7 protein-coding genes are annotated in these 12,057 nt (G+C 72.0%); 2 read left to right on the forward strand and 5 right to left on the reverse strand.

Annotation, left to right across the window (positions count from 1 at the left end; genetic code table 11):
- Positions 1–45: 45 nt before the first annotated feature.
- From NE857_RS10480 to aceB, 3 genes are all read right to left on the reverse strand, one after another.
- The gene (locus tag NE857_RS10480; RefSeq protein WP_254420820.1) at positions 46–1,278 is read right to left on the reverse strand and encodes an FAD-binding oxidoreductase; all 1,233 of its coding nucleotides are present in this window, start codon (positions 1,276–1,278) and stop codon (positions 46–48) included.
- A gap of 100 nt (positions 1,279–1,378) precedes the next feature.
- Positions 1,379–2,914 (reverse strand): FAD-linked oxidase C-terminal domain-containing protein, encoded by a 1,536-nt coding sequence (locus NE857_RS10485; protein ID WP_254420821.1) that lies wholly within the window; start codon positions 2,912–2,914, stop codon positions 1,379–1,381.
- Positions 2,915–3,172: 258 nt separating this feature from the next.
- Positions 3,173–4,777 (reverse strand): malate synthase A, encoded by a 1,605-nt coding sequence (gene aceB / locus NE857_RS10490; protein WP_254420822.1) that lies wholly within the window; start codon positions 4,775–4,777, stop codon positions 3,173–3,175.
- A 335-nt stretch (positions 4,778–5,112) separates the two neighbouring features.
- Between aceB and hflX the strand changes: the two genes are divergently transcribed.
- Both hflX and NE857_RS10500 read left to right on the forward strand, forming a co-directional pair.
- Positions 5,113–6,657 (forward strand): GTPase HflX, encoded by a 1,545-nt coding sequence (gene hflX / locus NE857_RS10495; protein WP_254420823.1) that lies wholly within the window; start codon positions 5,113–5,115, stop codon positions 6,655–6,657.
- A gap of 615 nt (positions 6,658–7,272) precedes the next feature.
- Positions 7,273–8,481, forward strand: a complete 1,209-nt coding sequence (locus NE857_RS10500) for an amidohydrolase family protein (protein ID WP_254420824.1) — start codon at positions 7,273–7,275, stop codon at positions 8,479–8,481.
- 80 nt (positions 8,482–8,561) lie between these two features.
- Here NE857_RS10500 and holA read toward each other — a convergent pair whose 3' ends face one another.
- Positions 8,562–9,524, reverse strand: coding sequence for a DNA polymerase III subunit delta (holA, locus tag NE857_RS10505; protein ID WP_017579584.1), 963 nt, complete (start codon positions 9,522–9,524; stop codon positions 8,562–8,564).
- Between the two features lie 200 nt (positions 9,525–9,724).
- Positions 9,725–12,055 (reverse strand): ComEC/Rec2 family competence protein, encoded by a 2,331-nt coding sequence (locus NE857_RS10510; protein WP_254420825.1) that lies wholly within the window; start codon positions 12,053–12,055, stop codon positions 9,725–9,727.
- Between the last annotated feature and the right edge of the window lie 2 nt (positions 12,056–12,057).

The raw sequence follows: 12,057 nt of genomic DNA on the forward strand, positions 1-12,057 counted from the left end.
TCGCTCCCAAGGGTCGGGGTCATGGCGATCGGCGGTCGGACGAGGTCAGATGCCTCCGGCGAACCGGCCGGGGGACAGGCGGTGACCGGGGTCGAGCGACTCCTTGACCGCCCGCATCAGCCCCAGCCCGGGCACCTCGCCCCACGGGTCGATCCCGGCGGCGCGCACGTGCGGTTCGGCGCGCAGCAGCACCAGCGGGTGGCCCTCGGCCGAACGCACCCCCTCGACCACCAGCCTGATCCGATCGGCGGGGGTTCCCGGCGGGAAGGTGACGGACAGGGCCCCGGTGGCGGCCGAACCGCGCACGTGCGCGCCCGCGTCCACCGCCTCGGAGACCTCCCGAACCCAGTCGGCCGCGGTGACGCTCTGCGCGGGAGGGGCTGTGACCAGGGCGACGGTTCCTTCGGCGGGCAGCAGCCCCCAGCCCTCGGGCAGCTCCTCGGCGACGACCGGCCCCTCACCCGAGGCCCAGGGGGCCAGCGCCCCCACGGTCGCCGCCACACGCGCCTCGAGCCCGCCGGGGGTGCCCTCCAACACCACGTCCAGCCGCCCCGGCCCCGAGGCGGGCCAGTCCAGCTCCACGGCGGAGGGCACCACCGTGGTCTCGCACAGCGCGGACAGAGCCCTCTCCGCCCGGATCCGGGAGTCCAGGCGAGCACTCACCAGGCGCAGCGCCTCCGGAACGGGGTGCAGCCGGAAGGCGGCCGAGGTGATCACCCCGAGCGTGCCGTACCCGCCGGTGTGCAGCTTGGCCAGGTCGTACCCGGCCACGTTCTTGACCACCCGGCCGCCGCTGCGCGCCACCACCCCGTCGGCGCGTACCACCGTCATGCCGATCACCAGGTCGCGCAGTGCCCCGGAGAGCAGGCGGCGCGGACCGCTCACCCCCGTGGCCAGCGCTCCGCCCACCGTGCCGCCGAGCCGGACCGGGTCGTAGGACAGGCGCTGCCCGGCGGCGGCCAGCGCCGCGTTCAGGTCGGCCATCGGGGTGCCCGCGCCGACCTCCACCACCAGGTCACCGGCGTTGTGGTCGATCCACGACAGCGCCGAGGTGTCCACCAACAGGTCCAGGGAGCGCGGCGGCCAACCCCAGTCCAGGGCGGTTCCGGCGCCGCGCGCGGTCACCGAGAGCCCGCGCCGGTGCGCGGCCGCCATCACCCGGGACAGGGAATCGGCGTCGGAGGGCACCGCCACCTGCTGGGGCACGACCCCGCACACGGTGTCCTCCGCGGCTGCCTCCCGCACGGTGCAGCCCTCGACGTCCAGGTTCTGTGTCACCCTCGGCCCTCCCGGCCAGTGTCGGTGGTACTCGCGTCTCTACCCGCCCCCGTGACCGGGCCGCCGTCCGGGTCGTGGCCCCGGCCGCGGCCAGGACGGATCAGAACTGCTCGGCCTCACCGGACTGCACCAGCGGGTGCACACCCGTGCGGACTCCGGGCCGTTCACCGCACAGGCGGGGCGTTGGCAGCAGCTTCTCCGGGTTGGCGATCCCGGCCGGGTCGAAGGCCCGCCGGAACAGGTCGAAGGTCTCCAGGGACGCGTCGTCGTACATCCGCGGCATCTTGCAGGCCTTGTCCACCCCCACCCCGTGCTCACCGGTGATGGAACCGCCGTGCTCGATGCACAGGTCCAGGATCGCCCCCGAGACCTCCTCGGCGCGTTCGCCCGCGCCGGGTTCGGCGTCGTCGAACAGCACGAGCGGGTGCAGGTTGCCGTCACCCGCGTGGAAGACGTTGGCGACCCGGATACCGGACTCGGCCGACAGCGCGGCGATCCGGCCCAGCACCTCGCCCAGCGCGGTACGCGGCACCACCCCGTCCTGGACGATGTAGGCCGGGCTGATCCGGCCCACGGCGGCGAAGGCGGACTTGCGGCCCTTCCAGATGAGCGCGCGCTCTTCAGCGCCGCTGGCCGCCCGCGTCTCGAAGGAACCGGCGTCCGCGCACAGGGCGGTGACCCGCTCCAGTTGGGCGTCGACCTCCACCGCCGGTCCGTCCAGCTCCACCACCAGCACGGCGGCCGCCCCCGCCGGGTAGTCGCAGGCCACGGCGCGCTCGGCGGCCTCGATGGCCAGCGCGTCCATCATCTCGATCGCCGAGGGCAGCACCCCGGCGGCGATGATGGCGCTGACCGCCTGTCCGCCCGCGTCGAGCGAGGTGAACGCGGACAGCAGGGTGACGGTTTTCTCGGGGGCACGGGTCAGCGAGACGGTGATCCGGGTGGCCACGCCCAGGGTGCCCTCGGAGCCGACGAACGCCCCGATGAGGTCGTAGCCGTGCGCGCCCGGGGCCTTTCCGCCGAGCTCCACGATCTCACCGGACGGGGTGACGATCTCCAGGCCGCGCACGTGGTTGACGGTGAACCCGTACTTGAGGCAGTGGGCGCCGCCGGAGTTCTCCGCGACGTTTCCGCCCACCGAGCACACCTGCTGGCTGGAGGGGTCGGGCGCGTAGTAGTAGCCGTGCGGGGCGGCGGCGCGGGTGATGTCGAGGTTGGCCACGCCCGGTTCGACCACCGCGCACTCGTTGTCGAGGTCGATCTCGAGGATGCGGCGCATACGCGAGGTGACCAGCAGGACGCCCTCGGAGTGGGGGAGCGCTCCCGCCGACAGTCCGGTGCCCGCCCCACGCGGGACGTAGGGGACGCCGTGCTCGGCGCAGAGCCGGATGACGGAGGCGACCTGGTCGGTGGTGGTCGGCATGACCACGACACCGGGGGTGGAGCGGTGGTAGGTGAGGCCGTCGCTCTCGTAGACGCGCCGCTGGGACAGGTCGGTCAGTACGCCGTCGGCACCGCAGATCTCACGCAGCCGGGGGACCAGGGCGGCCAGCGCCGCGGGTGTGCGTTCGCGGGCACCGGGGCCGCCCGGCGTGCGCGCCCGACCCTCGGGTGTGTGGGGTGCGGTCGTGGCCATGGGCGCCTCCCGGTTCCGTACGGAGAACGCGGCTGGGGTCCCGCTCTCCGACTGTGACCTCGCAAGGGGACCGTACGACCGCGCCCCCCGCCGAAGCAAGGGGGCGCGGTGGAAACGGTTTCTCGGTGTATGAAAACCGCGTTGTATGAAACCGCGTTGTACGGAACCGCGGTGTTCGAAACCGGCGGAACCTCGACCGGGGCCCCGTCCAGGTTGGCCGCGCTGGACGGTGTGCCCGGGGTCCGGGTGCGGGTTCGGTTACGGCATGCGCTCGTAGGCGGGCAGCGTCAGGAAGTCGACGTAGTCGTCGTCCAGCGCGACCTCGGTGAACAGCTCGCTGGCCTGCTTGTACAGGTCCTCGTTGAAGTTCGCGCCGAGGGCCTCCTTGATGGTGGCCAGCTCCTCACCGATGATCTGCTTGACCAGCTCGGCGGTGACCTTCTCGCCGCCGTCCAGCGTGACGTCGTTGTGCAGCCACTGCCAGATCTGCGAGCGCGAGATCTCGGCGGTGGCGGCGTCCTCCATGAGGTTGTGGATCGCCACCGCGCCGTTGCCGCCCATCCACGCCGCCAGGTACTGCAGGGCGACGTTGATGTTGGCGCGCAGACCGGCGAGCGTGACGCCGCCCGGGGTCTGGTCGACGGCGAGCAGGTCGGCGGCGGTCACCTCGACCTCGGGGCGCTGCTTGTCGATCTGGTTGGGCTTGTCGCCCAGGACGCCGTCGAAGATCTCCTTGGCGACCGGGACCAGGTCGGGGTGGGCGACCCAGGAGCCGTCGAAGCCGTCACCGGACTCGCGGGACTTGTCGTCGCGGACCTTGGCGAAGGCGACCTTGTTGACCTCCTCGTCCTTGCGGGACGGGATGAAGGCGGCCATACCGCCGATGGCGTGGGCACCGCGCTTGTGGCAGGTCTTGACCAGCAGCTCGGTGTAGGCGCGCATCATCGGGGCGGTCATCGTGACGGCGTTGCGCTCGGGCAGCAGGAACTTGCGGCCGCGGGTGCGGTGGGTCTTGATGATGCTGAAGAGGTAGTCCCAGCGGCCGGCGTTGAGACCGGCGGAGTGCTCGCGCAGCTCGTAGAGGATCTCCTCCATCTCGAACGCGGCCGGGATGGTCTCGATCAGGCAGGTGGCGCGGATGGTGCCGCGGGGGATCTCCAGGCGCTCCTGGGCCAGCACGAAGATGTCGTTCCACAGGCGCGCCTCGAGGTGGCTCTGCATCTTCGGCAGGTAGAAGTACGGGCCCTTGCCCTTGGCGATCTGGCGCTTGGCGCTGTGGAAGAAGTACAGCGCGAAGTCGACGATGCCGCCGCTGGTGCGCTCGCCGTCGACGAGGATGTGCTTCTCGTCCAGGTGCCAGCCGCGCGGGCGGACGACGATCGTGGCCAGCTCGGAGTCCTCCTTGAGGGCGTAGGTCTTGCCCTGGGGGGAGGTGAAGTCGATCTTGCGGTCCAGGGCGTCACGCAGGTTGAGCTGCCCCTGGATCATGTTCTCCCACAGCGGGGTGTTGGCGTCCTCGAAGTCGGACAGCCACACCTTCGCGCCGGAGTTGAGCGCGTTGATCGTCATCTTGCGGTCCGTGGGACCGGTGATCTCGACCCGGCGGTCGGTGATGCCCGGAGCGGGCGGGGCGACCTGCCAGCTGTCGTCCTCGCGGATGTGCTTGGTCTCGGGGAGGAAGTCGAGGTCCTCCCCGGCGGCGATCTGCGCCTCGCGGGTCCTGCGAGCGGCCAGCAGTTCCTGGCGGCGCGGCTCGAAGGTGCGGTGCAGTTCGGCGACGAGGGCGAGGGCGTCCTCGGTGAGGATCTCGTCGAACCGTTCGTTGAGGGGGCCGGTGATCTCGACCCCGTGCGTGGCGCCCATGGAAAACCTTCCGCAATACGAAACAAGCTTCTGGTATGTGGAAATGAAGCTACTATCTTGATGTCGAGCGGTCAACGTCACTCGCACCCTTGATCAGTGGAGATCTTCCTGGAACAGGAAGGAACACCAAACTTCTGCGGGAACTTTTGCGTTTCTTGAGTTGCTGATCCACTCCCAGGTTCTCACGCTCCGCGCGGGGTCATGGTGTCCGTCACGTTGCCTGCGATAATTCAGATGCCCAGGTCGGGCGGAGGTGCGAGCATCAAGAGCACGGACCGCCGTCCCCGCTCCGGGAAGAACCACGACGGCACAAGCGTTGACCCACCTGGAGGGATATGAATACAGCTGACACCCACGGAAGCGACCACGCGGGGCACCACGCCCACGACGAGGACGTATTCCGTGAGGAGAACACCGTCGGGGACGGGGTCCACACCAACGACGCGTCCCGCGAGGCCACGGCCGACGGCGGTAACCGCTACGAGGACCCGAACAACGCCCCCGACCAGGGCGAGATGGAGCTGGCCGAACGGCACGCGCTCCGCCGCGTCCAGGGCCTTTCCACCGAACTCACCGACGTCACCGAGGTCGAGTACCGGAAACTGCGCCTGGAGCGCGTCGTCCTCATCGGCGTCTGGACCAGGGGAAACCAGACCGACGCCGACAACTCACTCACCGAGCTGGCCGCCCTCGCCGAGACGGCGGGCGCCCTCGTGCTCGAAGGCCTCACCCAGCGCCGCTCCAAGCCCGACCCCGCGACCTACGTCGGTAAGGGCAAGGCCGCGGAACTCCGCGACATCGTCGAGGCCACCGGCGCGGACACCGTCATCTGCGACGGTGAGCTCACCCCGGGCCAGCTGCGCCAGCTGGAGGACGTCGTCAAGGTCAAGGTGGTCGACCGCACCGCCCTGATCCTCGACATCTTCGCCCAGCACGCCAGCAGCAGCGAAGGCAAGGCCCAGGTCGAACTCGCCCAGCTCAACTACCTGCTTCCGCGCCTGCGCGGCTGGGGTGACTCCCTGTCCCGGCAGGCGGGCGGCTCCGGCGGTGGCGGCGCCGGCGGCGGCGTGGGCCTGCGCGGTCCCGGTGAGACCAAGATCGAGACCGATCGCCGACGCATCAACGACAAGATGGCGAAGCTGCGCCGCCAGCTCGCTCACATGCGGACCGCGCGCGATGTCAAGAAGGACGTCCGCCGCACCCGCGAGGTGCCCTCGGTGGCGATCGCCGGATACACCAACGCGGGCAAGTCCAGCCTGCTCAACCGACTCACCGGAGCCGGGGTGCTGGTGGAGAACGCCCTGTTCGCCACCCTGGACCCGACGGTCCGTCAGGCCCGCACGCCCGACGGCCGCGGCTTCACCCTCAGCGACACGGTCGGCTTCGTCCGGCACCTGCCGCACCAGCTGGTGGAGGCGTTCCGCTCCACCCTGGAGGAGGTCGCCGACTCCGACCTGATCCTGCACGTGGTCGACGGTTCGCACCCCGATCCCGAGTCCCAGATCAGCGCGGTCCGCGAGGTGTTCGCCGAGATCGAGGCCGTGGACGTGCCCGAGCTCATCGTGGTCAACAAGGTCGACGCCGCCGACCCGGACGCGCTCAAGACGCTGCGCACCCGCTACCCCGACCTGGTCGAGGTCTCGGCGCGCACCGGCGAGGGCGTCCCCGAACTGGTCACGGCACTGGCCGAGGCGCTGCCCGAGCTCGCCAAGGAGGTGCACGCCCTCGTCCCGTACTCGCGGGGCGACCTCGTGGCCAAGGTGCACGAGGAAGGGCGCATCCTCAGCGAGGAGCACACCGGGGAGGGTACGGCGCTGCACGCCTTCGTCCCCGCTCTGCTCGCCGCCAGGCTCGACGAGTACACGCCCACCAACGCCTAGCCGAACAGGGCTCAGACGCCTGAGTGAGGGCTGAGAACCACACGGCCGGGGTACCCGCGGGGTGCCCCGGCCGCGCTGTGTCCGCGTGCGGTGCGGCAGGTGCGGAGCTTGGGCGGGGGTGTGTCCCTCAGCGCGGACTTCGGCGGTGTTCTTCGGGTTCCTGCCCTGATCGGCGCCGGAACAGGTCTCCGTCACGGGCAGGTGGCCGGTGGGATGCATGTGCGAGGGAAGGCACGTGCGTCACATTCATGTTTTTTCGGGGCAGTGAGGCCGACGGGGGTAAACGGGGAAGGCCAGTTCAGTGCGGGTGCGGGTGTTCTTCGTCACTCTGCGGGCTTGCGAGTTTCAGTCCGGAACGCTCGCATTCGTCCCCGCGGGGAGGTGTACATGGAGTCCGCGGATGGACTACGGTTTTGGAGCACTGGCCGACAGTGATCGCGGTCCCCCCTGCGGCCGACGCGAACCCCCACTGTCACGGCACCGCGCGGCGACCCCGAATCGCCCACGGACCTGTCGGAAGCGCATCCAGATACGAGGTCGCCATGTCCGCCCGTGTACCCCACGCCCCTGCCCCGTACACACCACGGTGGCACTGACCGGCGAGGGCGGACCCCCATGACGGTAGTACTCCTCACCAATATCGGTCGGCTGTGGACCGGGAACGAGCTGCTCACCAAGGCCGCCGTCCTGATGGACACCGACCGGATCGCCTGGGTCGGCCACGCCGCCGAACTGCCCCAGCGCATCCCCGGCGTGATGGAGGACCTCACCGACGTCGACGAGGTCGTCAACATCGGCGGCGGCCTGGTCACTCCCGGGCTGGTCGACGCCCACTGCCACCCCGTCTACGCGGGCGACCGCTACGCCGAGGTCAACATGTGGGCCAAGGGGGCCAGCCGCGCGGACATCTTCGCGGCGGGCGGCGGGGTCTCCACGACCGTCACCATCACCCGGGGGACCGACCCCTGGACGCTGTGCAACGCGGTCCGCGAACGGCTGCGGCACTGGGTGCTGTCCGGCAGCACCACCGTGGAGGCCAAGACCGGCTACCACCTCACCCGGGACGGCGAGCTCGCCGACGTGCGCCTGCTGCGCTCCCTGGAGGAGGAACCGGGCATGCCGCGCCTGCACGTCACCTTCTTCCCCGCGCACGGGGTCCCGCCCGAGTTCTTCGGCCGCCCCAAGGAGTACGTGGCCACCGCCGCCTCCTGGCTCAGCGACGCCGCCATGGCCGGAGCCGACGGCGTGGACGTGTACTGCGACAACCAGCAGTTCACCACCGAGGACGCGCACATGCTCCTGAGCGTGGGCCAGTCCGTGGGGCTGCGCACCACCATGCACGCCTGCTCCCGGCCCCGGCACGGGGCCGTCCGGATGGCCGCCGAGATGGGCTGCTCCTCGGTCGACCTCGTCCACGAGGCCGACGACCAGGACCTGCTCGCCCTGGCCGCCACCCGAACCCCGGTCGTGGCCTGCCCCGCCACCGCCCTGCACGAACGCCGCACCCCGCCGGTGCGGGCCCTGCTCGACCACGGCGTCCCCGTGGGCCTGGGTACCGACCACAACCCGGGCCAGTCCGGCACCACGTCCATGCCGCTGGTCATCTCCCTGGCCGTCTCCATGTTCGAGATGACCGTGCAGGAGGCCCTCAACGCCGCCACCGCGGGCAGCGCGCACGCCCTGGCCCTCAACGACCGCGGCATGATCGCCCCCGGAATGCTGGCCGACCTGGTCCAGTGGGACGCCGACCACGAGGGCGCCTTCGCCTGGTCCATGGGCCTGAACACCCTCCGCGTCTGGCAGGGCGGCCGCACCATCCGCTGAGCCGGTCCGGGACGGCCGGGACCGGCGTTTCCCGTCGCCTCGGTGAGTTGTTGGTTCTGCTCAGCTTTCAGCGGCCCCGGTCAGCGGGTGCCGCGGGCACGGGCGATCTCGATCACCGCGCGTTCCAGCGCGTACTCGGGGTCGCGTCCGGCGCCCTTGATCAGCGCGTCGGTCTCGGCGATCACCGCCATCGCCCGGGTCACCCCGGCCGCGCTCCACCCCCGGGCCTGCTGGCGCAGGGTGCGCAGCTTCCACGGCGGCACCTTGGCGCGCTTGGCCAGGTCCGCCTCGCTCACCCCGCGCGGCGGCTGGGCAGCCACCGCGATCCCCCGCACGGCACCGGCCAGGGCGCTGTTGATCAGCACCGGGGCGGTCCCCACCGCCAGCGACCAGCGCAGCTGCTCCAGGGCCTCGGGCAGGCGCCCTTCCACGGCCCGGTCGGCCACGCTGAACCCGGAGGCCTCCGCTTTGCCGGAGTGGTATCTGGCCACCGCGGCGGCGTCCACCCTGCCCTCGGTGTCCGCGATCAGCTGCGTGCAGGCCGCGGCGATCTCGCGCAGCTCGGTGCCGACCGCGTCCACCAGGGCCTGTGCGGCGTCAGGGGTGATCTGCCGCCCGGCCGAGGAGAACTCGCCCTTGACGAAGGCGACCCGCTCGGGCCCCTTCGTGGGGCCCTTGCAGTCCACCCGCTGCGCCCCGGCCTTCACCGCGGCCTGGAGCAACGCCTTGCCCTTGGCCCCACCCGCGTGGGTGAGCACCATGAACACGTCGTCGGCGGGCGCCTTGAGGTAGTCGGTGACCGTCGCCGCCAGATCCTTGACCAGGTCCTGAGCGGAACGGAGCACGACCACCCGGCGGTCGCCGAACAGTGAGGGGGAGGTGACCTCCACCAGGGTGGACAGGCCCACCTGGGAGGGCACGAGGTCGTGGACGTCCACCTCGGGGTCGGCCTCACGAGCCGAGGCGACGACGGCGGCCACGGCCCGGTCGACGAGGAGCTCCTCGTCGCCGACGATGAGCGTGATGAGGGCGGGTGCAGGCATACAACGAGCATGCCACGCCCCACCGACCAGCCAGTGCCCAAAACCCGGACCCCGCCCCGAATCACCCCGTTCCCGACCTCCGAATCACTCACCGCCGCTCGCCCGCCCCGTGCACCCACCTCCGGCCGCTGGGACCTCCGCGTCCTGTGCCGCTCCGCCTCCGTCGCCTGTGCGCGTGCCCGCCAGGCCTCCTGCCACGGTCAGTGGTCCGGGTCCGGGCCCCGGACGGCCACTCGGATCGGGCCGCCCAGGACAGCGATGTCTCCGTCGAGGTCGGTGCGCGCGTTCACCTGGGCCACCCGCTCCAGCACGCCCAGCGTGAACGGTGTCGGGTGGCCGTAGGAGTTGCCCCTGCCCACCGAGGTCACAGACACCTCCGCCCGGGTCGCGCTGAGGAAGGCCGGATCCTGGGTACCCGCGCCGTGGTGGGGCGTGGTCAGCACCGTTACGGCGAGCAGCTCGGCCTCCGGTCCGCGCACCAGCCTTCCCTGCGCCTCCTCCTCGATGTCTCCGGTCAGCAGCACCGACATCTCCGGCCCGTCGGCGCGGATCACCACCGAGGTGTCGTTGAGCGACCCGACGAACTCCGGATCCGGCCAGAGCACCCGCAGCAGCCACGGCCCCACCCGGAGGTGCTGCCCGCTCTCGGCCGCGGTCAGCGCCACCCCCTCCTCGGCGAGCAGACGGCCCACCGGGCTCTCCCCGAACCCCGCCGGGGCCAGCGCCGCCGACACCCGCCGGTGGCGCAGTACCCCGGGTGTGCCGTCCACGTGGTCGGCGTGGTCGTGGCTGAGCACCAGCAACGGAACCGCGCGCACCCCCAACCGATCCAGGCAGCCGTCCACCAGCTCCGGGTCGTCCCCGGTGTCGAACACCACCGCCTCACCTCTGGCGGAGGACAGCACGAACGCGTCCCCCTGCCCCACGTCGCAGGCGACCAGCGCCCACCCCGCGGGCGGCCAGCCGCCCGGGACACAGCGGGCGGCCAACCCCAGGACCAGCACCGCCACCATCACGGCGGCGATCACCCGCCGGGTCAGCCCTCTGGTCAGCAGCAGCACCACCACGACCGCGGCCAGCAACAGCCCGCCCGCCACGTCCGAGCGCCAGGGCACCGCCCCGTAGGGGACCCGCGCCCCGGTCTCGGCCACCAGAGCGAGCCAGGACACCCCCAACCCCGGCAGGTGCACCAGGAACGCGGCGGCGTCCGGCCAGACCGAGGCCAGCGCCGCCAGCGCCGACCCCGCCACGGTCACCACCGCCACCACCGGTGCGGCCAGTACGTTGGCCGGAACCGTCACCCAGGACACCTCCCCGGACAGCAGCACCAGGACCGGCGCGACCGCCACGTGCGCCGCCACCGCGACCGCGAAGGCCTCGGCCACCGGTTTGGGCCACCGCGCCGACCACGCCCGGGTCCAGCCCGGCACGAGCACGAGGATGCCCGCGGTGGCCAGCACCGACAGCGCGAAACCGTAGGAGGCGGCCAGCCCAGGTGCCACGAACAGCACCCCGACCACCGTGGCGCACAGGGCTCCCATCCCCGCCTGCGTCCGTCCGGTGGCCAACGCCAGCAGACCCAGCGACCCCATGAACGCCGCCCGCACCACGCTCGGCTCAGGTCGGCAGACCAGGACGAAAATCCAGATCATCAGGGCACCGCCCAGCACCGAGCACCAGGTCGGCGCACGCGTCCAACGCGCCACCGCGAGCACGAAACCGGTCAGGATCGCCAGGTTGGCCCCGCTGACGGTCAGCAGATGCGTCATCCCGGTGGCCCGGAAGTCCTCGGCGGTCCGCTCCGGCAGCGCCGACACGTCACCGACGATCAGCGCGGGCAACAGCCCCCGCTCGGGCTGGGGCAGCTCCGCCGCGGCCTCACGCAGGCCGTCGCGCACACCTCCGGCGAACCCCTGGAGCCGACTCGGCTCGGTGACCCCCTCCGGCGGGCCCCGCACCGGCACCAGGGCGGCGGTCAGCCGGTCGCCGTCCGCGGCGAGGAAGGCTCCGCGTGCCTCGAAGGACTGGCCGGGCAGCAGGTCGGCCCAGCCCGGCCCGGAGGCCAGCACCACCACCGGCGCCCCTGAGACGTGCTCCCGTCCGTCCCACCGCACCCACTCCGTGCGCGCGGACACCACCCACTCGGCCCGGCCCGGGCGCGGCATCCCCGCCCGGGAACGCGGATCAGTGGTCACCACCGCCCGGAAGGCCGCCTCACCGCCTCGCTCCACGGCGCTCACCGCCGCACTCGACGCCGTCCGGTACACGTGCGCGCCGGCCACCGCCGCCACCGTGGCGCCGCACACCAAGGTCGCCACCAGGGTCAGTGCGGGGGCCTCCCAGGGCAGGCGGATCGCCGCGAACACCGCCAGGGCGGCACATCCCAGCACCCCCGCGCACAGCCAGGCCAGCCAGGGAGGGGCGGCGAGTGCCCCCAGGGCGGCCAACCAGGCCGCCACGGCGGGCAGGAACAACCTCAGGTCCGGCGGCCGGTCCAGGCCGTACGCGTCGGTGCCCAACCAGGTCACCACGG

Source organism: Nocardiopsis exhalans, from assembly GCF_024134545.1.
In the GTDB taxonomy this organism is placed as follows: domain Bacteria; phylum Actinomycetota; class Actinomycetes; order Streptosporangiales; family Streptosporangiaceae; genus Nocardiopsis; species Nocardiopsis exhalans.

Excerpts from the sequence above, each read along its gene's own strand:
- aceB (WP_254420822.1), bottom strand. The coding sequence starts at position 4,777 with ATGGGCGCCACGCACGGGGTCGAGATCACCGGCCCCCTCAACGAACGG.
- NE857_RS10500 (WP_254420824.1), top strand. The coding sequence starts at position 7,273 with ATGACGGTAGTACTCCTCACCAATATCGGTCGGCTGTGGACCGGGAAC.
- hflX (WP_254420823.1), top strand. The coding sequence starts at position 5,113 with ATGAATACAGCTGACACCCACGGAAGCGACCACGCGGGGCACCACGCC.
- NE857_RS10485 (WP_254420821.1), bottom strand. The coding sequence starts at position 2,914 with ATGGCCACGACCGCACCCCACACACCCGAGGGTCGGGCGCGCACGCCG.
- holA (WP_017579584.1), bottom strand. The coding sequence starts at position 9,524 with ATGCCTGCACCCGCCCTCATCACGCTCATCGTCGGCGACGAGGAGCTC.